Source organism: Micromonospora sp. CNZ286 (genome assembly GCF_014207755.1).
Genome location: NZ_JACHIZ010000001.1, coordinates 3,687,105 through 3,710,239, shown reverse-complemented (window position 1 = coordinate 3,710,239; position 23,135 = coordinate 3,687,105). Strand labels below are relative to the sequence as shown.

22 protein-coding genes are annotated in these 23,135 nt (G+C 73.6%); 11 read left to right on the top strand and 11 right to left on the bottom strand.

Going from position 1 to position 23,135, the window contains the following annotated elements:
- Positions 1 to 75 precede the first annotated feature (75 nt).
- Both FHX31_RS16940 and FHX31_RS16935 read left to right on the top strand, forming a co-directional pair.
- Positions 76 to 1,299 (top strand): multidrug effflux MFS transporter, encoded by a 1,224-nt coding sequence (locus tag FHX31_RS16940; RefSeq protein ID WP_123109796.1) that lies wholly within the window; start codon positions 76 to 78, stop codon positions 1,297 to 1,299.
- A 49-nt stretch (positions 1,300 to 1,348) separates the two neighbouring features.
- Entirely contained in the window at positions 1,349 to 1,924 is a 576-nt protein-coding gene (locus FHX31_RS16935; protein ID WP_123109795.1) for a P-loop NTPase family protein, read from the top strand.
- On the opposite strand, the gene FHX31_RS16930 is transcribed toward FHX31_RS16935, so the two are convergent.
- Genes FHX31_RS16930 through FHX31_RS16920 form a run of 3 tightly spaced genes read right to left on the bottom strand, consistent with a single transcriptional unit; the run spans position 1,925 to position 4,074 of the window.
- Positions 1,925 to 2,872 carry an acyltransferase domain-containing protein gene (locus tag FHX31_RS16930; RefSeq protein ID WP_123109794.1) on the bottom strand — a complete coding sequence of 316 codons (948 nt, stop codon included), beginning with the start codon at positions 2,870 to 2,872 and terminating at the stop codon, positions 1,925 to 1,927.
- Between the two features lie 48 nt (positions 2,873 to 2,920).
- The gene (locus tag FHX31_RS16925; protein ID WP_013285817.1) at positions 2,921 to 3,232 is read right to left on the bottom strand and encodes a TraR/DksA family transcriptional regulator; all 312 of its coding nucleotides are present in this window, start codon (positions 3,230 to 3,232) and stop codon (positions 2,921 to 2,923) included.
- Between the two features lie 2 nt (positions 3,233 to 3,234).
- Positions 3,235 to 4,074: a rod shape-determining protein gene (locus tag FHX31_RS16920; RefSeq protein ID WP_013285818.1), complete on the bottom strand. Its 840-nt coding sequence runs from the start codon at positions 4,072 to 4,074 to the stop codon at positions 3,235 to 3,237.
- A 451-nt stretch (positions 4,075 to 4,525) separates the two neighbouring features.
- Between FHX31_RS16920 and FHX31_RS16915 the strand changes: the two genes are divergently transcribed.
- Positions 4,526 to 4,756: a cation:proton antiporter regulatory subunit gene (locus FHX31_RS16915; protein ID WP_013285820.1), complete on the top strand. Its 231-nt coding sequence runs from the start codon at positions 4,526 to 4,528 to the stop codon at positions 4,754 to 4,756.
- Between the two features lie 42 nt (positions 4,757 to 4,798).
- Here the strand turns inward: FHX31_RS16915 and FHX31_RS16910 are convergent, their stop codons facing one another.
- The 3 genes from FHX31_RS16910 to FHX31_RS16900 all read right to left on the bottom strand — a co-directional run bounded on the left by FHX31_RS16910 (position 4,799) and on the right by FHX31_RS16900 (position 7,991).
- Positions 4,799 to 6,025, bottom strand: coding sequence for a PucR family transcriptional regulator (locus FHX31_RS16910; RefSeq protein ID WP_013285821.1), 1,227 nt, complete (start codon positions 6,023 to 6,025; stop codon positions 4,799 to 4,801).
- A gap of 70 nt (positions 6,026 to 6,095) precedes the next feature.
- Positions 6,096 to 6,961, bottom strand: a protein-coding gene (locus FHX31_RS16905; RefSeq protein WP_013474031.1) for an IS5 family transposase whose coding sequence is annotated in 2 segments (ribosomal slippage) — positions 6,096 to 6,628 and positions 6,628 to 6,961 — 867 coding nt in all. Because the reading frame shifts where the segments join, the coding sequence is not laid out codon by codon here.
- A 79-nt stretch (positions 6,962 to 7,040) separates the two neighbouring features.
- Positions 7,041 to 7,991: a hypothetical protein gene (locus FHX31_RS16900; RefSeq protein ID WP_123109862.1), complete on the bottom strand. Its 951-nt coding sequence runs from the start codon at positions 7,989 to 7,991 to the stop codon at positions 7,041 to 7,043.
- Positions 7,992 to 8,182: 191 nt separating this feature from the next.
- On the opposite strand from FHX31_RS16900, the gene FHX31_RS16895 reads away from it, so the two are divergent.
- Genes FHX31_RS16895 through FHX31_RS16865 form a run of 7 tightly spaced genes read left to right on the top strand, consistent with a single transcriptional unit; the run spans position 8,183 to position 15,925 of the window.
- Complete coding sequence (locus tag FHX31_RS16895) at positions 8,183 to 11,017, top strand: Na+/H+ antiporter subunit A (protein WP_013285823.1); 2,835 nt, start codon at positions 8,183 to 8,185, stop codon at positions 11,015 to 11,017.
- On the top strand, positions 11,014 to 11,481 hold the full coding sequence (locus tag FHX31_RS16890) for a Na(+)/H(+) antiporter subunit C (RefSeq protein ID WP_013285824.1): 468 nt from the start codon (positions 11,014 to 11,016) through the stop codon (positions 11,479 to 11,481). Before FHX31_RS16895 ends, FHX31_RS16890 begins: the two co-directional genes overlap by 4 nt.
- Positions 11,478 to 13,049, top strand: coding sequence for a Na+/H+ antiporter subunit D (locus FHX31_RS16885; RefSeq protein WP_013477154.1), 1,572 nt, complete (start codon positions 11,478 to 11,480; stop codon positions 13,047 to 13,049). The genes FHX31_RS16890 and FHX31_RS16885 overlap by 4 nt, the downstream gene beginning before the upstream one ends.
- Positions 13,046 to 13,645, top strand: coding sequence for a Na+/H+ antiporter subunit E (locus tag FHX31_RS16880; protein ID WP_013285826.1), 600 nt, complete (start codon positions 13,046 to 13,048; stop codon positions 13,643 to 13,645). The genes FHX31_RS16885 and FHX31_RS16880 overlap by 4 nt, the downstream gene beginning before the upstream one ends.
- A complete protein-coding gene (locus tag FHX31_RS16875) occupies positions 13,642 to 13,905 on the top strand; it encodes a monovalent cation/H+ antiporter complex subunit F (RefSeq protein ID WP_013285827.1) in 264 nt (87 codons plus the stop codon). Before FHX31_RS16880 ends, FHX31_RS16875 begins: the two co-directional genes overlap by 4 nt.
- Positions 13,902 to 14,300: a monovalent cation/H(+) antiporter subunit G gene (gene mnhG / locus FHX31_RS16870; protein WP_013477152.1), complete on the top strand. Its 399-nt coding sequence runs from the start codon at positions 13,902 to 13,904 to the stop codon at positions 14,298 to 14,300. The genes FHX31_RS16875 and mnhG overlap by 4 nt, the downstream gene beginning before the upstream one ends.
- 32 nt (positions 14,301 to 14,332) lie before the next feature.
- Positions 14,333 to 15,925, top strand: a complete 1,593-nt coding sequence (locus tag FHX31_RS16865) for an amidohydrolase (protein ID WP_123109792.1) — start codon at positions 14,333 to 14,335, stop codon at positions 15,923 to 15,925.
- A gap of 43 nt (positions 15,926 to 15,968) precedes the next feature.
- Here the strand turns inward: FHX31_RS16865 and FHX31_RS16860 are convergent, their stop codons facing one another.
- From FHX31_RS16860 to FHX31_RS16840, 5 genes are all read right to left on the bottom strand, one after another.
- The gene (locus tag FHX31_RS16860) at positions 15,969 to 17,723 is read right to left on the bottom strand and encodes an exo-alpha-sialidase (protein ID WP_184976740.1); all 1,755 of its coding nucleotides are present in this window, start codon (positions 17,721 to 17,723) and stop codon (positions 15,969 to 15,971) included.
- Positions 17,724 to 17,861: 138 nt separating this feature from the next.
- Positions 17,862 to 18,860 (bottom strand): ArsR/SmtB family transcription factor, encoded by a 999-nt coding sequence (locus tag FHX31_RS16855; RefSeq protein ID WP_013477149.1) that lies wholly within the window; start codon positions 18,858 to 18,860, stop codon positions 17,862 to 17,864.
- A 121-nt stretch (positions 18,861 to 18,981) separates the two neighbouring features.
- The gene (locus FHX31_RS16850) at positions 18,982 to 19,473 is read right to left on the bottom strand and encodes a hypothetical protein (protein WP_013285832.1); all 492 of its coding nucleotides are present in this window, start codon (positions 19,471 to 19,473) and stop codon (positions 18,982 to 18,984) included.
- 59 nt (positions 19,474 to 19,532) lie between these two features.
- Complete coding sequence (locus FHX31_RS16845) at positions 19,533 to 20,489, bottom strand: hypothetical protein (protein ID WP_184976739.1); 957 nt, start codon at positions 20,487 to 20,489, stop codon at positions 19,533 to 19,535.
- 123 nt (positions 20,490 to 20,612) lie between these two features.
- On the bottom strand, positions 20,613 to 21,344 hold the full coding sequence (locus FHX31_RS16840; protein ID WP_013285834.1) for a FadR/GntR family transcriptional regulator: 732 nt from the start codon (positions 21,342 to 21,344) through the stop codon (positions 20,613 to 20,615).
- Between the two features lie 138 nt (positions 21,345 to 21,482).
- Here FHX31_RS16840 and FHX31_RS16835 point away from each other — a divergent pair, with 138 nt between their 5' ends.
- Positions 21,483 to 23,108, top strand: coding sequence for an ABC transporter substrate-binding protein (locus FHX31_RS16835; protein ID WP_184976738.1), 1,626 nt, complete (start codon positions 21,483 to 21,485; stop codon positions 23,106 to 23,108).
- Positions 23,109 to 23,135: the final 27 nt, after the last annotated feature.

Below are 23,135 nucleotides of genomic sequence, written 5' to 3'. Positions count from 1 at the left end.
CGCGCCCGGTCGCACGACCGGGCCGGGACGCCCCAGACGACCGATGCCGCCCCGACGCCCACCCCGGGCGACCTGATGAGCCGGAGCCGGCGGCTGAAGCTCGTGCTGGTCCTCGGCTCGCTGATCGCCGTGGGTCCGCTGACGATCGACATGTACCTGCCCGCGCTGCCCGCGATCGTCACCGACTTCGCGACCACGTCGGCGGCGGTCCAGTTGACGCTCACCGGCACGCTCGCCGGGCTCGCCGTCGGGCAGTTGCTGATCGGGCCGTTGTCGGACGCGGTCGGGCGGCGCCGCCCGCTGATCGCCGGTCTGCTGCTGCACATCGTGGCGTCGGCGCTGTGCGTGGTCGCCCCGAACATCGCCGTCCTGGGCGTCCTGCGCGTCGTGCAGGGCCTCGGTGTCGCCGCGACCGCTGTGGTGGCGATGGCTGTGGTGCGTGACCTGTTCACCGGGTCGGCGTTCGCCACGATGCTGTCCCGGCTGCTGCTGGTGATGGGCGCGGCGCCGGTCCTCGCTCCGACGCTGGGCGGCGGCGTGCTGCGGTGGACCGACTGGCGCGGTGTCTTCGTGGTCCTGGCCGTCTTCGGGGTGCTGCTCGTCGCGCTGGCCACGCTCGCGCTGCCGGAGACGCTGCCGCCCGCGCGCCGCCGGCGCGGCGGAGTCGTCGCGACCGTGATGACGTACGGCGGGCTGCTGCGGGACCGGGTCTTCGTCGGCCTCGTCCTGGTCGCCGGGCTCGCGATGGCCGCGCTGTTCGCGTACGTCGCGGGCTCGTCGTTCGTGCTGCAGGACGGGTACGGGCTCGACGAGCAGGAGTTCGGCCTGGCGTTCGGCGCGGGCGCGATCGGCCTGATCGGCGCCACCCAGTACAACGTGCGGCTGCTGCGGCGCTACCCGTCGCAGTGGATCCTGGTGACCTCGCTGGCGGCGGGCACGGTGGCCGGGCTGGCCCTGGTGGTGTTCGCCGCGACCGGCTTCGGTGGGCTGCCCGCCCTGCTGGTGTCGCTGTGGCTGGTGCTGGCGGCGGCGGGCCTGGCCATGCCGAACGCCCCGGCGCTGGCGCTGTCCCGCCACGGCGAGGCGGCCGGCACCGCGTCCGCGCTGCTCGGTGCGGTGCAGTTCGGCGTGGGCGCGGTGGCCGCGCCGCTGGTGGGCGTGCTCGGCACCGGCGCGGTGGCGATGGCGCTGGTGGTGGCCGGCGGCATGGTGGCGGCGCTGGTGGTGCTGCTGGTGGTCGTGCGGCCGTCCCAGCTCGCCGGACTGGAGGCGGCGCCGGCGGTCGCCGTCGCGCACTGACCGGGCCGCCCGGATCGCGCCGGGGGCGCGCGGTGCCTACGCTGCTGCCATGAGCGCCCCGGCCCGCATCCTGGTCGAGGGGATCCACGGCTCCGGCAAGTCGACGCTCGCCGCGCATCTGGCGCAGCGGTTCAGCCTGCCCTGGTATCCGGTCGACGACCTGCTGTGGGAGCCCGGCTGGGTCGAGGTGCCGGTGGCCGAGCAGCGTCGCCGGATCGAGGCGATCTGCCGGCGCGACAGCTGGATCCTCGACGGCGCGTACCACGGCTGGCGGGACGTGGTCCTCGGCCGCGCCGACCTGGTGATCGGCCTGGACCTTCCGCGCGGGGTCTCGTTCCGGCGGCTGCTGCGGCGCACGCTGCGACGGCTGGCCGGTGGGGAGCTGATCTGCAACGGCAACCGGGAGACGCTGCGCAGCGTGCTGTCCCGGGACTCGATCCTGGTGTGGCACCTGACCGGGTTCGGCCGGGCACGCCGACGCCTGCGGGCCTGGGCGGCCGACCCGGCCGGACCGCCGGTGCTGCTGTTCGGCGACCAGGCCGCGCTCGACGCCTGGCTGGCCCGCGGAGCGCCGCTGCCGCCGCATCCCGGTCCGGACCGGGGCGGCCTGCGGCCGCTGACGTGACTACATGGGGAAGCGGCCCCGGCGCCACTGCCAGTGGCGACCGGCCCGGAGGTGGTCGATGACCGCGCGCTGGAGCACGGTACGGCGCGGCAGCCGGTCCAGCGGCGTGTCCAGGGTGCGGAACACGAACCGCAGCACCTCGACGTCGCCGTCCAGCCCGGGTTGCTCCTGGTAGGGCTCCAGCGTGAACCGCCGCTGGAACCGGACGATGTTGGAGTCCTCCGGCAGGTACTCGCGCAACTGCGGGTCGAGCAGCCAGGAGCCGCAGGAGAACGCGGTGTAGCGCTCGCCGGGGAAGTGGCGCGGGAAGAACGCGCGGGCCCGGTCCAGCGACGCGTCGACCGCCTCCGGGGTCAGCGGTCCGGCGTCCGGGATGTGCAGGTCGATCGCCTCGGCGTCGCCGCGCTGGTGCTGGAGCCGGCCCAGCTCGTAGAGGCCGCCGCGCGCGTGCAGCGTCAGCCAGCACTGCATGACCGGCCAGCCCTCGCCGTTCATCCGCCTGTCGACGGCGAGGTTGTTGCCCAGGTCGGCGAGCGTCGCCCAGGACACGTCGTCGGGGACGCCGTGGTCGCTGTGGTAGGCCCGGACGACGTCGACCAGTGCGAGGTACGCGTACGTGTAGAGGTGCCGCCAGGCCGGGCCCCGTTCGCGGGGCAGCGCCGGGCCGGGCGGTAGCCAGGCGTGGCCGCCGAGGTCGGCGCGGACCAGGGCGATCGAGCGGTCGAGCAGCCAGCGCAGCTCCGGGGTCCACAGTGGCGAGCCGGGCTCCGGCCAGCCCGCCAGGATCTCGGCGGCGTCGTCGGGGCGGACCGCGAGCCGGGCCAGCAGGGCGGGCGCGTCCGCCCGGTCGGGCAGCGGCGCGGAGGGCCGGTCACCGGCGAGCCGGTGAACCCGGTCGACCTCCTCGGCGGGCACGCCGAGCCGGCCGGCGACGTCATCGACATCCATGGCGGTGACGCTACCGGCCGGCGCCTGCCCCGACAGCCCCGTGCGTGCTCAGCGGCGTTGCTGGCACGGCACGCAGAAGCGGGCCGAGGGCAGGATCTCCAGGCGGGCGGTCGGGATGTCCTGCCCGCACCGCTCGCAGACGCCGTACGTGCCCTCGGACATCCGCTTCAGCGCCTGGGCGGTGTCCGCGACGCCCTGCCGGGCGGTCTCGATCAGCCGGCGCAGCGTGTCCGGGTCGTGGCCGCCGTAGTCGGGCTGCCGCGTGTGCAGCGTCAGCTCGGTGAGCTGGTCGGTGTACTCGCCGAACTGCCGGTCCAGCAGTTCGCGCAACGTGTCGGTGCGGTCGAGGGCGTGCGTCATGATCAGGCGCTCCTTTCCGGGCGGCGCTGGGTGTCGTGCGGGTGTCGCAGGGCCGAGATGGCGGCCATGCCGGCGCCGGTCAGCGCGGCGGTACGGGGTGACGCGGCGCGGTGCACCGTCGCGCCGAGCGTGGCGACCAGGCGGGCGGTCACGTCGGGCCGGGTGGCGCCGTCACCGATGACGATCGGGCCACGGGCCAGCGCGTCGCGGACCAGAGGCCGCAGTGTCGCGTCCTGACGCAGCTCGCGTACCAGCCGGGAGGTGGTGTCGGCGAGCATGGCGGCGGTGGTCGCGTGGTTGAGGTCCCGGGTACCGACCTCGGCCCGGCGGGCGGCGACCACCCGGCCGTCCTCCAGCAGCGCCACCTCGGTGAGCTGGGCGCCGATGTCGGCGACCAGCAGGGTGCCGGCGGCGGCGCCGGCGCCGATGGCGCCCGCCCGGACGCTGTCGAGGAACAGCAGCCGGGACGGCGCGAGCACGGCGGTGAGCACGCGGCGCGTCGCCTCCTGCTCGGCCGGCGCGGCGAGCACCGGACGGCAGGCCACGACGAGCGCCCCGACCGGGACCGGGGTGCGGTGGTCGCGCAGGATCCGGCGCAGCTCGGAGACGCAGGCCGGACCGTCGACGATCCGGCCGCGCCGGACGACCGGGCTGCGCAGGCCGTGACCGAGCGGGACGCTCAGCGTCCGGCCCGGTCCCAGCCAGATCCGCAGCAGGCTGCTGCCGAGGTCCACGGCGATCGGCGCCGCGTCGACTGTGACCGGCGGGCGGCTGCCGTGGGAGCGGCCGATCAGCATGCCGGTACGGGCCGGAGGGCGAATGGCTGTGACAAGGTGCGGCATACCGACCTCTCTCGGATCAGGGTGCCCAACCGGGCGGTGGACGGTGCGGGGAAGGGGCGTGGCCGGGGCCGCGGGCGTCGGATTCACTCGACGACGCCGGCGGCCGGGGGCTCAGACGCGCTTCTGGTCGCCGCTCGCAGATCGGGACGCGAGGAGTCCGGCGGACACCGGTGGCGGAGCCATCGACGTGCGGGTCACGCTCACCACCTCCTCGCTGCTCGGGTACCGCCTCGGACCTCCAGCGTCGCCTGGAACACCACGCGCGGCAGTGCACGGCACCGGCCAACAAAGGGCGCAATGATTGCCGGTGGCCGGAACCCGGATCCGCCCGTCCCCCGTGGCTATGGTTGACACATGGAGAACGCGAGCTCAGCTCGAACGTCCACCGCGTCGCCCTAGCGCCGGCCGGCTCCGGCGGGCCCCACGGCGGCCGCGTCCGAAGGAGGTCCCCGTGATCATCGAACGTACGACCCTCCCCGGCATCGGGGTCCGGCACACGCTGACCACGGAGGAGGGCCGCCGCATCGGCGTGATCGACTACCAGGTCGGCGGCCGGCGCGACGTCGTCCACGACGACCCGGACGACCCGGACCGCATGGTCACGCTCACCCTCACCCGCGACGAGGCGTCGGCCCTGGCCAACCTGCTCGGCTTCCCGGAGCTGGTCGCCGTACCGGCCTGAGCCGCCTGTCACACCGGCGGCGGACCTGGACCGGCGGCGGCGCTATGCCGGCAGCGGCCGGCGCGGCCAGTCCAGTGCCCGCGCGCCGAGCACGGCGGCGTGCAGCGTGAACCGGTCCCGCGCGTCGGCGGGGTCGTAGCCGCTCAACGCCCGGATCCGGGCCAGCCGGTAGGTGACCGTGCGCACCGACACGTGCAGCCGGCGGGCGGCCTCGGTCGACACCTCGCCGCAGGCGAAGTACTCGTTCAGCGTGTCCAGCAGCGGCTCGGCGCCGCCGCGCGCCTGGGCCAGCGGCGTCAGCACCGCCCGTACCAGGTCGACCATGGCGGGCTGGTCGCGCAGCAGCACCCGGTAGATCAGCAGGTCGTGCGCGTCGATCACGGATGCCTCGCTGTGCAGGCGCCGCGCCGTGGTGAGCGCCTCCCGGGCCTCCTCGTACGAGCGGGCGATGCCGTAGACGCCCGGGTGCGGGCGGCCCACCGCCACCTGCCACGGCCGGCCCCGCACCAGCCGGTCCAGCTCGCCGTGCATCAGCGTGCCCAGGTTGCCGGTCGCTCCGGCGCCGCGGCCCCGGTCGGCGGTGACCGGGTCCGCCGGGGCGACCACCACGAGCAGCCCTTCCTTCGTGGCCACCAGCACGTCCCGGTCACCGAGCCGGTCGAAGATGACCCGCTCCAGCGCGCTGATCGCCGCCTCCGTGTCCGGCAGCCGCCGGCCGGGCGCGGCGAGAGCGACCTGGTGCACCCGGGCCAGGTCCAGGCCGAACGGCTCGGCCCGTTCCACCAGCCCGCCCAGGTCGGAGTCGCCGCGCAGCAGGTCGTCGACGAGTTCCCTTCGCAGCGACTCCTCGCGCCGGACGAGTTCCCGGCGGGCCACCGCGTACCCCTCGGCGAGCGTGGCCACGGCGGTGTCGACCACGTGCAGGACGGCGTCGGCGGCGGCGCGGACCGCCTCGCTGTCGTCGGACCGGTCCAGGTGGGGAAGCTGCCGCCAGACACGCCGCGCCGCGGACAGGTAGAGGCGTACCGCGCGGCCGGCGGAGATCCCCTGCTCGGCCGCGCGCCGGCCCAGCGCGCCGACCGCGTCGAGTTCGGCTCGGCGGGGACGGCGGCCGGTCACCGCCGCGTCGGTCAGCAGCCGCAGGTAGTCGCCGAGCAGCTCCACCGGCACGCCGCCCGCGTCGGCACCCGCCTCGCGGGCCACCTCGGCCAGCCACTGCTCGTCCTCGCCGCCCGCCACCGGTGCCGGCCGGCGGACGTTGTCGGTCATCGCGGTCTCCCCGGACGGGGCCGGCATCGGACGCCGGCCCACCACACCAGCCTAGGGCCTGTCCTGTCGATCATGGAAGCCAGATGATGGCGGCGATGAGGATCAGGCTGGCTCGGTAGAGGGATGCGCGTTTGGCGTAGCGGGTGGCCAGGTCACGCCATTGCTTGAGTCGGTTGAAGCAGCGTTCCACGACGTTGCGTTTGCGGTAGGTCGCCTTGTCGAAGGCGGGTGGTCGCCCGCCGGTGCTGCCCTTGGCGGCGCGGCGGGCGATCTGGTCGCTGCGTTCGGGGATGACGTGCCGGATCCCGCGTTGGCGCAGGGCTCGACGGGTGGAGTCATGGGCGTAGCCCTTGTCCGCGATCAGCACGTCCGGACGTTTGCGGGGCCGGCCCGGTCCGGGCTGGTTGACGCGGATCGCGTCGAGCAGGGCGAGGAGCTGGGGGTTGTCGCCGGCCTGGCCCGGGGTGAGCAGGATCGACAACGGCCGGCCGCGTCCGTCGACTGCGAGGTGGATTTTCGTGCTCAGTCCTCCGCGTGATCGGCCGATGGCCTCGCCATCTTGCGCACCAGGCGTCGCCGGACTTGTCGGGGAGCCCCCTTTTTGCGGGCGCCAGCGGCATGCTGATGCGCCCGCACGATCGACGAGTCGATGCTGATCGTCCACTGCACCGGTGTGCCGTCGTCGTGCACCTGCGCCGCCGCGAGGATCCGATCCCATGTCCCGTCGGCGCTCCACCGACGCAGCCGCTCATGGCAGGTCTTCCACGGCCCGAAACGTTCGGGCAGGTCACGCCACGGCGCACCCGTGCGCAGCTTCCACAAAATCCCGTTGATGACCTGCCGGTGATCTCGCCACCGCCCACGAGCACCGCCCGGCTCCGGTAGCAGCGGCGCGATCACCGCCCACGCCTCATCGGTCAACTCACCACGACGCACCACCGACACATCGTCAACGACCAACCCCTACAAGATCGGCAGGACACGCCCTAGGCGGCGGGTCCGGCCGGTCCGCCGGTCATCCCCGCGACTGTGGTTCCGGGTCGATCACCAGCGCCGGGCCGGTCCGCCGCCCGCCGCGAGGGCCGCGGGTCAGCAGCTGCGCCGTCCGCGCCGGGTCGTCGCCTGCGGCCACCTGATCGAGTACGCGCAACCAGCGCTCTCCGTGCGCGTCGGTGAAGCCGGTGCCGACGACGGCGATCCGGCGGCCGGTGACCGGGCCGGGCGTGGCGCGTTCGGCCGGTTCCGTCGACCCGATCGCCGGCCCGTCCGGCACCCGGGCGGGTTCGGCGCGGTTCCCGGCTGCGACCACGAGATCCGGCGATCCGCACCGCACCGCCCGGACCGCCCCGGCGCGGTCCACGTCCACGATCGTGGCACGCAGGTGACCCGCCGGGGCGAGATCGCGTACCACCCGGTCGAGCGCGTCGACCAGGTGCGGCACTGTGCGCCGCGGTCCGGCGGCGGCCCGGCGGAACGCCTGCTCGATCGCCCGGCGTCCGGCGGGGGTGTCCAGCGCGGCGCCGCTGACCGTGCCGAGCAGGACACGCAGTCCACCGCCGCGGACCGGGACGGCGGCGCCGATCTCGCCGGCGGTGCCGCAGATCGCCAGCGCGGCGCTCCCGGCCCCGGCCGGCACGGTGAACACGGCGACGTCCGGCGGCGCGGCGGCGCGCGCCACGGTCGCGGTACGCGTCCGGCGGCGGGCCCAGGCCAGGACCGGCACCGCGGCCAGGCCGGCCGCCGAGGCGAGCAGCGCCTGCGGGTCGCTGCGGTGGCCGGGGATCACCGGTACGACGACTGATAGCGCGACCAGCACGCCCGCCCACGCCGACACCAGCGCCGCCACCCGGGGCCGGGCCGAGACGCCGAGCAGGCCGGGCAGCAGCACCCAGCCGACCGGCGTGCTGACCTCGGCGAGGCCCATCAGCATCGCGTTCCCGGTGGTGCCCGCCAGGGCGGCTCGCATCGGCAGCACGCCGACCACCCTATCGGGGCGACCGCCGGACGCCGACCGGTGTACCGGGCGGAGTGAACCTCACTCCTTACCCGAAACGCAGCGGAGCCGACACGACACGTTCGCGTGATTCTCTCGACATACCGCCTCGCCGGATCGCCGGTTAGGGTTGACGTACCGCAGGTCGATCTTGAGGAGTGTGTGTGCTGGTTCTGGTGGCGGTCCATGCGTTCGCAGCCGTGACCGCCCCCGTGCTGGTACGCCTCCTCGGTCGGCGGGCGCTCTACCTGCTGGCGGCCGTCCCGGCGGCGGCCCTGATCTGGGCGGTGACCCGCACCGAACCGGTCCGTGCGGGCCGGCCCGTCGTCGAGACCGTCACCTGGGTGCCGCAGCTCGGCCTGGAACTCGCGCTGCGCATGGGCACGCTGTCCTGGCTGCTGGTGCTGCTCGTCGGTGGGGTCGGCGCCCTCGTGCTGGCCTACAGCGCGCGCTACTTCCGCTCCGACGACCCCGGCCTCGGCCGGTTCGCCGCGGTGTTCGTCGCGTTCGCCGGCGCGATGCTCGGCCTGGTCGTCTCCGACGACCTGCTGCTGCTGTACGTGTTCTGGGAACTCACCACCGTCTTCTCGTACCTGCTGATCGGCAGCGACCCGACCAAACGGGCCAGCCGCCGCGCGGCGATGCAGGCGCTGCTGGTGACCACACTGGGCGGCCTGGCGATGCTCGCCGGTTTCGTGATGCTCGGCCAGCACGCCGGCTCGTACCGGTGGTCGGAGATCGCCGGGAACCTGCCCGAGGGCGGCTACCTCACCGTCGCGCTGGTGCTCGTCCTGCTCGGCGTGACCAGCAAGTCGGCGATTTTCCCGTTCAGCTTCTGGCTGCCGCGCGCGATGGCCGCGCCCACCCCGGTCAGCGCGTACCTGCACGCCGCCGCCATGGTCAAAGCGGGCGTCTTCCTGGCCGCGCTGATGGGTCCGGCGGTGGGCCAGACCACCGTGTGGCGCGGCGTCCTGCTGGCCGGCGGCCTGATCACCCTGTTCCTCGGCGGGTGGACGGCGCTGCGGCAGGTCGACCTGAAGCTGCTGCTGGCGTACGGCACTGTGAGCCAGCTCGGCCTGCTCATGGTGATCCTCGGCGCGGGCACCCGCGACACCGCGCTGGCCGGCGCCGCGATGCTGCTGGCGCACGCCCTGTTCAAAGCCACACTGTTCCTCGTCGTCGGCGTCGTCGACCACGTCACCGGCACCCGCGACCTGCGCGAACTCAGCGGCCTGGGCCGGCGCGCCCCGGTGCTCGCGGCGGTCGCCGGACTCGCGGCCGCCTCGATGGCGGGCCTGCCGCCGCTGATCGGCTTCGTGGCCAAGGAGGCCGCGCTCGAGGCGTTCCTGCACGGCGGCACCACCGAACTGGTCGTGCTCGCCGGAGTGGTGACCGGCTCGGCGCTGACCGTCGCGTACACCGCGCGGTTCCTCTGGGGCGCGTTCGCCGCCAAGCCCGGCGTCGCGGAGACCCGGCCGCACCGGATCGAGCCGGCGTTCATCGGCCCGGCGGCGGTGCTCGCCCTCGCTGGCCTCGCCGTCGGCGTCCTCGCCCCCGCGGTGGACCGGGTGCTGGCCCCGTACGCCGATCAGTTCCCGACCGCCGACCCCGGCTACCACCTGGCGCTCTGGCACGGGCTGACCCCGGCGCTCGGCCTGTCGGCGCTGGCGGTGACCGCCGGTCTCGGGCTGTTCCTGCTGCTGCACCGGCGCCGGCCCTACCTGCCGCGGCTGCCCTTCGACGGCGCCACCGGCTACGACCGGCTGGCCGGCGCGGTCGACCGCGCGGCGGTCGAGCTGACCGGCGCCACCCAGCGCGGCTCGCTGCCCTTCTACCTCGGCGTCATCCTGCTGGTCCTGGTCGTGCTGCCGGGCGGCGCGGTGCTCGCGGGCGCGCCGTGGGCCCGCCGGTTCCAGCTCTGGGACACCCCGTTGCAGGCCGTCGCCGGCGCGGTCATCGTGGTCGCGGCGGTAGTGGCCGCGCGGGCCCGCCGCCGGCTGACCGCGATGATCCTGGTCGGCGTGACCGGCTACGGCACGGCGCTGATGTTCATCCTGCACGGCGCGCCCGACCTCGCGCTCACCCAGTTCCTGGTGGAGACCGTCACGATCGTGATGTTCGTGCTGGTGCTGCGCCGCCTGCCGCGCCGGTTCTCGGCCCGCCCGATCCGCGCCACCCGGCGGTTCCGGGTCGCGCTCGGCGTCGCCGTCGGCGTGGTCACCGCCGGGATGGCGTACGTGGCGGCGGGCAGCCGGACCGCCACGCCGATCTCGGTCGGCTTCCCGGAGGAGGCCGTCTCCTACGGCGGCGGCAAGAACGTCGTCAACGTGACGCTCGTCGACATCCGCGCCTGGGACACGATGGGCGAGATCGCCGTGCTGGTGGTGGCCGCCACCGGCGTGGCCAGCCTGATCTTCCGCCGCTCCCGCGCGCTGGACCTGCGCAGCGGCATCCCCGGCGCGGGCCGGCAGCAGTCGTCGCGCCCGCGCTGGCTCACCACCGGCGCGACCTCCCGGCAGCAGTCGGTGATCCTCCAGGTGGTCACCCGCCTGCTGTTCCACGCCATCCTGCTGTTCTCGATCTACCTGCTCTTCTCCGGCCACAACGCCCCCGGTGGCGGGTTCGCCGCCGGGCTGGTCGCCGGGCTGGGGCTCGCCGTGCGATACCTGGCCGGTGGGCGTACCGAACTCAACGGCGCCGCGCCGGTCGACGCCGGCCTGGTGCTCGGCGCGGGCCTGTTCGTGGCGGTCGGCACCGGCGTGGCCGCGATGCTGCTGGGCGGCGAGTTCCTGCAGAGCGCGACGCTCGACTTCCACCTGCCGCTGCTCGGCCACGTGCACTTCGTGACGTCGGTCTTCTTCGACGTGGGCGTCTACCTCATCGTGGTCGGCCTCGTCCTGGACATCCTGCGCAGCCTGGGCGCCGAGATGGACCGCCAGGAGGAGGTCGACGAACAGGAGACCGAACCGGCCGGCGTACGGGAAGAGGAGCTGGTGTGAGCCCGAACATCCCCAACCTGGTCTACGTCGTGGTCATCGGCGTCCTGTTCGCCACCGGCGTCACCCTGCTGCTGGAACGCAGCCTCACCCGCGTCCTGATGGGGGTCATCCTGCTCGGCAACGGCGCCAACCTGCTGCTGCTCACCGGCGGCCGGGCCGGCGGCCCGCCGATCGTCGGCACCACCGCCGAGGAGGACATGTCCGACCCGCTGCCGCAGGCGATGGTGCTGACCGCGATCGTGATCACGCTCGGCATGACCGCGTTCCTGCTCGCGCTGGCCTACCGGAGCTGGCACCTCAACGGGCACGACGAGGTGCAGGACGACGTCGAGGACCGCCGGATCATGGAGCTGGCCGACCGGGACGAGGGCCCGGGCACCTCGGACACCGACGGCGTCGACACCGCCGACGGCAGCCCCGAGGCGCGGGTGCTCGCCGCCGGTGAGGCGGAGGCCGTCCGATGACCTGGCTCGTACCGCTGCCGGTGGTGATGCCGCTGCTCGGCGCCGCCCTCACCCTGCTGCTCGCCCGCCGGGCCCGCGCCCAGCGGTGGGTCAGCATCATCGTGCTCACCGCCACCGTCGCGGTGGCCGCGATGCTCCTGGTCCGCTCGTCGCTGGACGGCCCGCTCGTGGTGGAGGTGGGCGGCTGGGTGGCGCCGATGGGCATCGTGCTCGTCGCCGACCAGCTCGCCGCGCTGATGCTCGTCGTGTCCGCCTCGGTCACCCTGTGCGTGCTCGTCTACTCCATCGGGCAGGGCATGGCCGACGGCAACGAGGAGACGCCGCTGTCGGTCTACCACCCGACCTATCTGGTGCTGACCGCGGGCGTCTGCAACGCCTTCCTCTCCGGCGACCTGTTCAACCTCTACGTCGGCTTCGAGATCCTGCTCGTGGCGAGCTACGTGCTGCTGACGCTCGGCAGCACCGAGACGCGGATCCGGGCCGGCACCACGTACGTCGTGGTCAGCCTGCTCTCGTCGCTGATCTTCCTGGTGGCGATCGGCCTGGTCTACTCCGCCACCGGCACGCTGAACCTGGCGCAGCTCGCCGACCGCCTGGACGCGCTGCCCGACGACATCCGCCTGGTGCTCCAGGGCATGCTGCTGCTCGCCTTCGGCATCAAGGCGGCGGTGTTCCCGCTGTCCGCGTGGCTGCCGGACAGCTACCCGACCGCGCCCGCCCCGGTGACGGCGGTCTTCGCCGGCCTGCTCACCAAGGTCGGCGTGTACGCGATCATCCGCACCGAGACGCTGCTGTTCCCCGGCGGCCGCACCGCCGACCTGCTCATGGTGATAGCGGCGCTGACCATGGTGGTGGGCATCCTCGGCGCGGTGGCGCAGTCGGACATCAAACGGCTGTTGTCGTTCACGCTCGTCAGCCACATCGGGTACATGCTGTTCGGGGTCGGGCTGACCACCCCGCTCGGCCTGTCCGCGGCCATCTTCTACGTGGTCCACCACATCACCATCCAGACCACTCTGTTCCTCGCCGCCGGCCTGGTCGAACGACGCGGTGGCAGCACCGCGCTGGACCGCCTCGGCGGCCTGGCCCGGCTGTCACCACTGCTGGCGGTGCTGTTCTTCGTGCCCGCGCTGAACCTGGCCGGCATACCACCGTTCTCCGGGTTCCTCGGCAAGCTCGGCCTGGTGCAGGCCGGCGTCGACGACGGCGGGTTCCTGGCCTGGTCGCTCGTCGCCGGAGGACTGCTCACCAGCCTGCTCACGCTCTATGCCATCGCCCGGGTGTGGAACCTCGCCTTCTGGCGGGCCCCGCACGCGGACATGCCGGAGCCCGGTGACGCCGACCAGGCGGCCCGCACCGACGGCGCCGAGCAGCCGCACGACGGCCCGGCGCCGGCCGGGGCGGTGCTGCCCCGGCTGATGACGGTGTCCACCGCCGCCCTCGTGGTGCTCGGCCTGGCGCTGACGGTGGTGGCCGGACCGCTGTTCGACATCAGCACCGACGCCGCCGACGACCTGTTGCGCCGTGCCCCGTACGTCGAGGCCGTGTTCCCGGAGGGACCGCCGTGACCAGTCAGCCGAAAGCGCCACTGACCCGCCGTGACCGCTGGCGCAACCGGGCCGTAGCGGTGACCGGCCTCGTCACCGTCTGGGTGCTGCTGTGGGGCACCTTCAGCTGGGCCAACGTGATCAGCGGACTCGTGGTCGCTGCCGTGCTGCTCGTCGTCTTCCCGCTGCCCCCTGTCACGTTCGCCGGCCGGATCCGGCCGGTGCCGCTGCTGCGGTTCCTGGTCCGCTTCCTGTACGACCTGGTGGTCGCGTCCGCCCAGGTGGCCTGGCTGGCCGTCCGGCCCGGGCACCCGCACTCGGCGATCATCGCGGTGCGCCTGCGGGTGAACACCGACCTCAACCTGACCCTCAACGCCGAGGCGCTGTCGCTGGTGCCGGGCAGTCTCATCCTGGAGGCCGACCGGAGTACCGGGACGCTCTACGTGCACGTCATCGGCATCCGGAGCCCCGACGAGGTGGAACGGTTCCGGCGCAGCGTGCTGGAGCTGGAGGCGCGCATCGTCGCCGCCGTCGGCTCGGCCGAGGAGCGCGACCGGATCCGCCACGACGAGGCCGAACCCGCCGGTTCGGTCGAACTGGAAGGAGCACCGACGTGACCGTCGTCGCCGTGATCGTCACCGCGCTGCTCGTCGCGGCCGGTGGACTCACCCTCGTCCGCATCATCCGCGGGCCGTCCATCCTCGACCGGGCCGTCGCCACCGACGTGCTGCTCGCCGTCGCGGTCGCGGCCATCGCCACCGAGGCGGCCTACAGCCGGGACGCCACAGCGCTGCCGGTCCTCGTCGTCCTCGCGCTCGTCGGCTTCGTCGGCTCGGTGAGCGTCGCCCGGTTCGCGTCCCGGAGAAGCCCGAAGTGACCGCCGACGCGATCCTGGACATCGTCGCCAGCGTCTGCCTGATCGCCGGCGCCCTGCTCTGCCTCGCCGCGGGCATCGCGCTGGTCCGCTTCCCGGACGTGCTGTCACGCATGCACGCGGCCGCCAAGCCGCAGGTGCTCGGGCTGCTGCTGGTGCTGCTCGGCTGCGCGCTGCGGCTGCGTACCGGGGTGGACATCACCACGCTGGTCCTCGTCGGCCTGTTCCAGCTCGCCACCGCCCCGGTCGCGGCGCACATGGTCGGGCGGACCGCGTACCCGCACGACGACATCCGGCGGGACCTGCTGATCACCGACGAGCTGGCCGACCACATCGACCGGATCCGCGCGGACCGGGCCGGTGAGCCGGAGGAGACGGCGCCGGTCCGCACGTCCTGACACTCCGTACGAGCGCCGAGGCAGGGGAGCCCATGAGCGGCACGGTCTACGAGAACGCCCGCATCCACACCCTCGACCCGGACCGCCCGTACGCCGAGGCGATGCTGGTCCGCGGCGAGCGGATCGTCGCCGTCGGTGACCTCGCCGAGTGCCGGGACCGGGCCGGCGGCGGCGCGCGCCGCGTCGACCTCGGCGGGATGGCCGTGCTGCCCGGGCTGATCGACAGCCACATACACGCGGCGTCCTACGTGCGCGGGCTGGACCAGGTGGACCTGCGCGGCACGGCGAGCCTCGACGAGGCGCTGACCCGGATCGCGGGACACGCCGCCACGCTGCCGCCGGACGCCTGGCTGCTCGGCGGCGGGTGGGACAGCAACAGATGGACCCGGCCGGTGCAGCCGGCCCGCACCGACCTGGACCGAGTCTGCCCGGACCGGCCGGCGGCGCTGCCGAGCATCGACGGCCACACCATCTGGGTGAACAGCGCCGCCCTGGCCCGCCTCGGCATCGACGCCGCCACCCCCGACCCGCCCGGCGGGCAGATCGCGCGGGACGAGCACGGCGAGCCGACCGGCATCCTGCGCGAGGCGGCGGCCGACGCGGCGTACGCGGTGGTGCGCTCCCCGCACGCCGGTGACCTGGTCGCGCAGCTGCGTGCCCACCTGCCCCGGCTGCTCGCCGCCGGCCTGACCGGCATCCACGACCTCGACGGGCAGGACGCCCGTGCCGCCTACGAGACGCTGTACGCCCGGGGCGAGCTGCCGCTGCGGGTGCACAAGACGATCCCCGCCACCGCCCTGGACGAGGCGATCGACGCCGGCTGGGCCACCGGGGACGGAGACCGCTGGCTGAGCACCGGCCCGGTGAAGATCTTCACCGACGGCGCGCTCGGCTCGCACACCTGCCTGATGACCGAGCCGTACGACGGCGAGCCCGGCAACCACGGCATCGCCGTCACCCCGGCCGAGGAGTTCGAGCGGCTGGTGGCGACAGCCGCCGGGGCCGGGATCGCGGTGGCGGCGCACGCCATCGGCGACGCGGCGAACCGGATGGTGCTGCGGGCGTACGCGCGCTGGCGCGAGTCGGCCGGTCCGGGCCCGGTAACGCGGCTGCGGCACCGGATCGAGCACACCCAGCACCTGCTGCCGGACGACGTGCCGCTGCTCGCCCGCCACGGCGTGATCGCCTCGATGCAGCCCACCCACTGCACCAGCGACATCCCGCTCACCACCCGGATGCTCGCCGGCCGGGGCCTGGCCTCGTACGCCTGGCGCAGCCTGCTCGACGCCGGGGCCACAGTGGCGTTCGGGTCGGACGCCCCGGTGGAGGACCCCGACCCGTTCTTCGGCATCCACGCCGCGGTGACCCGCCAGCAGCCCGACGGCACCCCGCCCGGCGGCGTCGACCCGCACGAGCGGCTCGACCTGGACACGGCGCTGCGGTGCTTCACCGAGGCCGGCGCGTACGCCTCCTACGAGGAGCACCTGAAGGGCCGGTTGCGCCCCGGCATGCTCGCCGACTTCATCGTGCTGCCCACCGACCCGTACCGGGTCGAACCGGCGCGGCTGCGGGACCTGACAGTGGCACTGACGGTGGTCGGTGGCGTGGTCCGCTGGCAGCGCTGACCGTGTCCCGCCCGGACGACGCCGCCCGGGCGGGACACGGCGGTCAGGCGCCCTTCACCCAGTCGAGGCTGAACCGGGCGAAGTAGATGCCGCCGGTGTTGCCCACCTCGTACAGGTTGCCGACCGTGCCGTCGGCCAGGACCGCCATCGTCGAGTAGCCGGCGCCGCCGGGCTTGACCAGCGCCCGCGCCGGCCAGGTCGCGCCGTCGTCGGTGGACAGCCGTACGGTGAGGTCGTTGCGCGCGGTCGGGTGCGCGTTGTTGCTGAACAGCGCCGTGCGGGTGCGTACCGGCGCCCGGTTCGCGCCGACCTCGGCGGGGCGCAGGTAGGACATCTCGTCGGCGTTGCACAGCGGGTCGGGCAGCAGGGCGCTCGCCGTCGCCGTACCGAACGTCGCGCCCCCGTCGGCGGAGGTGGCGTAGAACCGGCTGCGGGTCGAGTTGTGCCGCATGTTCTGCACCACCGCGCCGGTGCCGCGCTCGATCGCCTTGCTCTCGTTGATGTTCCCGCCGGCGGATCCGCCGCGGCGCCAGGTCACGCCGTGGTCGTCGCTGTAGATGTTCGCGGCGTGGCTGGTGCCGGCGGAGTCCCGGTAGGCGATCGGCTGGATCAGGCGTCCGGTGCTGGTCTGGATGCCGTGGCCGGAGGAGAAGAACACCTGCCGCCAGGTGGGGTCCTTGACCGCGGGGTTCAGCTCGACCGGCGCGCTCCAGGTGGCGCCGTTGTCCCGGCTGGTGATGTAACGCAGGTGCATGCTGTTCGGGTCGTCGGCGGTGTTCAGGCCGGAGCCGCCGGACCAGAAGCTGATGCCGGGCCGGGGGGAGTAGGTGAAGAAGCAGTAGACGACGCCGGTGGCGCGGTCCACGAGCAGGCTGGGGTCGCCGACGCCCTCGCTGGTGGTGGGCGGGGCGTGGATGACGCGGGGCTGCTCGAAGGTGCGGCCGCCGTCGGTGCTGCGGATCATCACGATCTGGATGTTGTTGGTGCCGCCGCCGAGGTCGTACGAGCCGTTCACGCGCGCGTCGGCCACGGCGACGACGGTGCCGTTGTTGGTGACGGCCAGGCCGGGGATGCGGACCGAGGCGACGGTGCCGTCGTACCGGCCACCGGCTCCGTTGAGGTCGCGGATCACCGTCTGCGTGGTCAGCAGCGTGGTGGTGGCGAGCTGCGGGTTACCGGCGGCGAGGTCGCAGGAGGTGGTGCCGCGCAGCGTGGTGTCGAAACCCGGCGCGGTGACCCGCAGCGTGTACGGGGTGCCGGCGCCGACGGTCCAGTAGTGCAGGTAGTTGCCGCCGGCGGCGACGGTGCGGGTCCACGGCGAGCCGGTGCGTCCGGGCCAGGTGACTGTGAAGTCCCGGGCCGTCGTGGTGCGGTTCTCCAGGGCGAGCTGGAGGCGGCCGTTCGTGCAGTCGAAGCCGGCCAGCGCGGACATGCCGGTGCCGCAGTGGAAGATGCCGCTGGTGGTGTCGTCCAGACCGGTCGGGGTCGTGGTGCGCAGCGTGTACGGCGTGCCGGGGGACAGCGTCCAGTACAGCTCGGCGCTGCCACCGGCGGCGACCGTGCGGGTCCACGGCGAGCCGGTGCGACCCGGCCAGGTGACGGTGTAGGTCTGCGTCGTGGCGCTGCGGTTGTCGAGGTCGAGCAGCAGCCGGCCGGCGGTGCAGTCGGCGCCGACGGTGGCGGTCACACCGGCGGGGGCGGCGGCCTGGGCGGCGGTGGCGGGCAGCACGGAGAGCAGGGTGAGGGCGGCCGTCGCGAGGACGGTTGCGCGGCGCGGTACGGCGCGGCGAGGGGACACGTGGTTCCTTCCGGGACGGGGGAGGGGAAATCGGGCATCGATCTGACGTCAGATGTCCGATGTCTGCACGCTAGGCGGCTTCACCCCGGCCCGTCAAGGATCGGTTCCGGTCGACGTCCCCGTCCGGTTCGCGAGCCTTCAGCCGTCCTGCCCGGGCGTCTCGCCCAGGAGCGCCTCGCCCATCGCGGTGAGCCGGTGCAGCATGAGGTTGCCGTGCCGCTGGCTGGTGATCAGCCCGGCCTCGCGCAGGATGGTGGTGTGATGGCTGGTCGTGGCCGGCGAGATGCGGGCGCGCCGGGCCAGCTCGCCGGTGGTGGCGCCGCTCGCGGCGGCGCGCAGGACCGCCACCCGGGTGTGGCCGAGCAGCGGACCGAGCCGGCGTTGCGAGCCCGCCGGCGGCGCCGGTTCCGGTCGCTGCCGGCGCGCCGGATAGACGAGCGTCGGCGGCAGTTCGGGATCGGCCAGTGTGATCGGCGCGTGCCAGCAGAAGTACGACGGGACCAGCGTGATGCCCCGGCCGTCGAGATGCATGTCCCGGTCCTCCGGGTAGCCGTGCACGGACAGCACCGGCGGATCCCAGGAGGTCTCCGGGCTCAGGTCGTCGAGGATCTGCCCGGCGCCGCTGTCGAGGACCCAGGCCCCGCGCAGCGCCCGGTCGCCGGAGACGGCGGCGGTGATCTGCGTCCAGTACGGAGCGAGCGCGACCCGGAAGTAGGCGCGCAGCGCGTCGCCGAGGCCGTGTCGCGCGGCGGGCCGGCCGGCGGCCAGGTCGACCAGCCAGGCGCTGTCGACGGGCGTCACCATCCGCCCCAGTTCGGTGCGGATCCGCCGGGCCGGGGTGCCGAGCACCCGGTCGATCCCCTCGTCGAGATCGGTGACCGGGCCGGGGGTGAGGAAGTCGGGGAAGTACCGCTTGAGCGGCGCGACGGGCAGCAGCCGTTCGCGGACGACCGGGACGAGACCGGCGCGCTCCAGGTCCGGGCGGATCTGCCGGTGCCACCGGGCGTAACCCGCGTAACCGGCCCGGGTCTGGAGGCGGTGCAGGCTGCAGATGATCTCCCACAGTGGATCGGGCCGGGCCGCCAGCCGGGTGCGGCTGAGGTCCCCGGCCGTGAAGTGGATGCGCAGCGTCCCCATGACGCACAGTGTTCCGACGTGTGCCGCCGCGCCCAGTCTCGTCTGCGACATTGACATCTATCACTAAATAGGGATAGGGCGGGGCGGCAGCCGCACGGCTGCCGCCCCGCCGTGTGTCGGCTCAGCCCGCGCTGCAGCTCGTGCGCCACCGGTGGGAGGCGATGTTGTCGTTGGCGTTCGCCATGTAGCCGTCCCGGTTGGAGCCCCAGCTGAACCAGACGCCGGTGAGGTTGTCCCACGCGTCGCCGGCGCCCAGGCAGGCGTACGCGCCGGTGTAGTCGGGGTGGATGTAGAGGGCGACCGGCCGGCCGCCGTTCGAGTCGTTCCACGCCGAGGACGCCAGGTTGCGCATGCTGGCCCGGTTGTTGTTGTCGCAGTTGGCGTTCTCCGCCGTGTTGATCGTGTCCCAGTTGTTGTCGGCGTTGTACCACCAGCACCACCGGCCGGCCCAGTTGGCGTCCTGGCTGACGTACAGGTAGCCGCTGCCCGCGGCGGCACGCTGCGCGTCGGCGTGCGGGGTCGGCCGCGGCGCGGCCTGGGCGGCGGTGGCGGTGAAGGCCAGCGCGGCTGCCGCCGCGGCCACTGTGGCCAGCACGGACCGTACTGCTCTCATGGTGCTTCCCTCCGGTCGGGTTCTGCCGTGGCGGGCCGCCACGGAAGTCTTGGGGTGGGTCAGCCGGCGGCCAGCACGGCGCGGGCCCGCGGCAGCGCGGCGGCCTCCAGGCGGAGCCGTTCGGCGACCTCGGTGTGGAACTGCCGGTCGAGGGCGCGGCGGTGCTCGGCGTCGAGCCGCCGGGCGAGCCGGCCGAGCCCGGTCCGCGTCGCGCAGGTCGCCTCGGACACCGCGAGCCGGATCTCGCCGGGCGTGACAGAGCCGGACGTCGGCTCGGGTGCCGACGCGCGGGCCGATGCCGGGTCGGCGGAGTCGTGCCCGGCGGCGCGCATGCACCGCCGCCACGCGGTCACACCGTCGGCGTAGCGGGGGTCGGCGAGCACCCGGCCGACGCGCAGCCCGGCCAGGCTGTCGGTGATCCTGGTGACCCGGTACCAGCCGGGCAGGTCGCGATAGAGCTGTCGCTCCGCCTCGGAGGTGCAGCTGTGACTGCTGCGGCGCAGCACGCCGCCGGCCGGCAGCGTCGCGCGCAGGGCGTCGGGCTCGCCGGGGTCGCCGTTCACCGCGCGTACGGCGGCGGCGCCGCGCTCCGGGGGCAGGTCCCGTACGTACCGCGCGTTCGGGTCGGCCGCCATCGTCTCCTGGAGGCGGCGTTCCAGGGCGGTGCCGTATCCGTGCCGGCGGGCGTAGGACACGTCATCGAGGACGTACGGGAATTCGCGCAGCTCCGGCACCGGCTGCCGGGGCACCGGCCAGTAGCGGAATCCGCGACGCTGCATGCAGTCGCGGATCAGCGCCTGCGTGGCGGCGTACCGCACCTCGGCGGGCGTACCGGAGACGGGCGGGACCGGCACGGCGGCCGCGCTCGCCGCGGGGGGCCCGGCCGAGGCGTGACCCTCGGACGGCGGCGCGATGTCCGGGCGGGCGCCCAGCGCCCCGGCCACCGCCGCCGCGAGGGCGGCGGGGACCGCGACGGCGTACCACAATGACCGCGTTCGGCGCGACACCACCGCCATGACATGCACCTCGGCCGTCCGGGGCGCCCGATGCGCCCGTCAGAAGACAGCTTCGGCACGGGGCGAGCCCCGGGACAGAGACCTTCGATCAGGCTCGAACGACAGGCCCCGGCGTACGGCGGATCAGGTCTGCGCGGCGCGGGCGATGCTCGCCCGGATGGGCGCGTAGTGCTCGGCGACGGCCGAGCGCAGCGCCGCCGCGTCGGCGGCGGTGAGGGCGGCGACGATCGCCTGGTGCCGCTGGGCGGTGATGACCCGGTCCTCCGGCTCGGTCTGCAGCGTGGGCGCGACGATGGCCTGCACCTGCCAGAACGCCTCGGTCAGCTGGACCAGCAGGTCGTTGCCGAGGGGTTCCATCAGCTTCAGGTGGAACGCGCGGTCGACGTCGAGGAAGTCCTCGCCCCGGGCCGCCCGGCTGTGCATCTCGTCGGCGAGCGCGGACAGCTCCGACCGGTGCTGCTCGTCCAAGGCGTCGATGACGGTGGCGGCCAGCCCTTGCTCCAGCGTCTGGCGGATGTCGACGACCTGGGCCAGTACGCGGTGGTCGTCCTCGCCGCTGAGCAGCCCGCGGAAGGTCAGGCTCTCCACCAGGGCGTTGAGGGACATGCGGCCGACGAACGTGCCGTGGCCGTGGCGCACCTCGACGATGTCGAGCGCGGAGAGGATCTTGACGGCCTCGCGGACGCTGGATCGGCTGGCGCCGACGGCCTCGCACAGTTCCGCCTCGGTGGGCAGGAGGTTTCCCGGCTTCAGGCGGTTGCGCAGGATGTACTCCTTGATCCTGGTGGCGACCTCCTGCCTGCGAGGGCTGGGCCGCTCGGCGCCGCGTAGCGGACTGGCGTCAATGGTCGTCATCTGCCCCTTGCCCTTCGTTCCCGAATCTGACACCCTCACCCTACCGGCATCAGACGTCAGACGTCATACACCTTATGCTTCACATCCCCGAGCGCGAGCGGTCACGCGAGCGCATGAAGAGCCTATGGAGGCAGCTACGTGAGCACCACCGGTAAGCCGTCGAGGAGCCGGCGTGTCCCCCGGGGCCGTGTCCGCTCCCTGGCCGTCGCCACCCTCGCGGGTGGCCTCGCGGTCGCGCTGGCGGCCTGCAGTGGCGGTCCCGCCTCGACCAACGCCGTGGGCGACGGGAAGGGGGGCACGTCCATCGAGGCCACGCTGGCCTTCACGCTCTCCAGCGGTTTCGATCCCAGCAACGCCTCCTCGGCCGTGGCGACGGCGGTCAACCAGCACGTCTTCGAGGGCCTCGTCGACCTCGACCCGATCACGCGGGAACCCTACAACGCCCTGGCCAAGAGCGACCCGACCCCCGGGGCCGACGGCCGGACCTACACCGTGACGCTGCGTGACGGGGCGAAGTTCTCCGACGGCACCCCGGTCACCGCCGAGGACGTGGCCTGGTCCTTCACCCGCGTGCTCAAGCCCGCGGACCCGAAGGCACCGCCGCTGATGCAGGGCTTCGTGTCGTTCCTCGACAGCGTCGCCGCCAAGGACGCGACGACCGTCGAGTTCAAGCTGAAGTACCCGTTCGCCCTGTTCAGCGAGCGGATCGCGGTCATCAAGATCGTCCCCAAGGCCAAGACCGGCGACGCCGCCGCGGCCAAGGCGTTCGACACCGCCCCTATCGGCTCCGGCCCGTTCAAGGTGGACAGCGCGTCCAAGGAATCCGGCATCAAGCTGAGCAAGAACGCGAACTACAACGGCCCGCGCGCCGCCAAGGTCGAGACGATGACGTGGAACACCACCACCGAGGCGTCGGCCCGCGTGTCGGACCTGCAGGGCGGCCGGGTGCAGGCCATCGAGGCCGTGCCCTACCTGAACGTCGACTCGCTCAAGGGCAAGTACACGATCGACGTGAAGCAGGCCTTCAACCAGGTCTTCCTCATGTTCAACAACTCCGCCGCGCCGTTCAGCGACAAGCGGGTGCGCCAGGCCCTGCACTACGCCATCGACAAGGAAGCGGTCATCAAGACCGCGCTCAACGGCTACGGCAGCCCGGCGACGAGCTACCTCGACGAGGGCAACAAGGCCTACCAGAAGGCCGCCACCGTCTACGACTACAACCCGGACAAGGCCAAGGCCCTGCTCCAGGAGGCCGGCGTCACCAACCTGTCGTTCCGGCTCGACACCACCGACAGCTCGGTGGTCAAGGACGTCGCCCCGCTGGTCATCGAGCAGTGGAAGAAGATCGGCGTCAACGCCACGCTGAACACCGTGCCGTCCTCGGCCATCTACGGCGACATCGTCCCCAAGGACACCTTCCGGGTGCTCATGGCCACCGGTGACCCGAGCGTCTTCGGCGTCGACACCGACCTGCTGATGCGCTGGTACTACTTCGGCGAGACCTGGCCGGGCCAGCGCTACCGCTGGAGCGACGCCGACCGCAAGGCCATGGGCGACCTGCTGGACAAGGCCGCGCAGACCTCCGACGAGACGGCCCGCAAGGCGCTGTGGAAGCAGGCCCTGGACATGGCGGCGGACCAGGTGCCGCTGTACCCGATCCTGCACACCAAGGTCGTCACCGCGTACGACCCGGCCAAGGTGGACGGCTTCTCCGGCGCCTCCACCACCGGCCTGTACTTCCTGGGCACCGGCCGGACCGGCTGAGCCCACGCGCGGGGTTCCGGCCCCGCA

Coding starts and splice junctions, on each gene's coding strand:
- FHX31_RS16940 (WP_123109796.1), top strand. CDS start 76: ATGAGCCGGAGCCGGCGGCTGAAGCTCGTGCTGGTCCTCGGCTCGCTG.
- FHX31_RS16850 (WP_013285832.1), bottom strand. CDS start 19,473: ATGAGAGCAGTACGGTCCGTGCTGGCCACAGTGGCCGCGGCGGCAGCC.
- FHX31_RS16840 (WP_013285834.1), bottom strand. CDS start 21,344: ATGACGACCATTGACGCCAGTCCGCTACGCGGCGCCGAGCGGCCCAGC.
- FHX31_RS16900 (WP_123109862.1), bottom strand. CDS start 7,991: ATGCGAGCCGCCCTGGCGGGCACCACCGGGAACGCGATGCTGATGGGC.
- FHX31_RS16935 (WP_123109795.1), top strand. CDS start 1,349: ATGAGCGCCCCGGCCCGCATCCTGGTCGAGGGGATCCACGGCTCCGGC.
- FHX31_RS16885 (WP_013477154.1), top strand. CDS start 11,478: ATGACCTGGCTCGTACCGCTGCCGGTGGTGATGCCGCTGCTCGGCGCC.
- FHX31_RS16910 (WP_013285821.1), bottom strand. CDS start 6,025: ATGACCGACAACGTCCGCCGGCCGGCACCGGTGGCGGGCGGCGAGGAC.
- FHX31_RS16845 (WP_184976739.1), bottom strand. CDS start 20,489: ATGGCGGTGGTGTCGCGCCGAACGCGGTCATTGTGGTACGCCGTCGCG.
- FHX31_RS16925 (WP_013285817.1), bottom strand. CDS start 3,232: ATGACGCACGCCCTCGACCGCACCGACACGTTGCGCGAACTGCTGGAC.
- FHX31_RS16930 (WP_123109794.1), bottom strand. CDS start 2,872: ATGGATGTCGATGACGTCGCCGGCCGGCTCGGCGTGCCCGCCGAGGAG.
- FHX31_RS16865 (WP_123109792.1), top strand. CDS start 14,333: ATGAGCGGCACGGTCTACGAGAACGCCCGCATCCACACCCTCGACCCG.
- FHX31_RS16920 (WP_013285818.1), bottom strand. CDS start 4,074: ATGCCGCACCTTGTCACAGCCATTCGCCCTCCGGCCCGTACCGGCATG.
- FHX31_RS16855 (WP_013477149.1), bottom strand. CDS start 18,860: ATGGGGACGCTGCGCATCCACTTCACGGCCGGGGACCTCAGCCGCACC.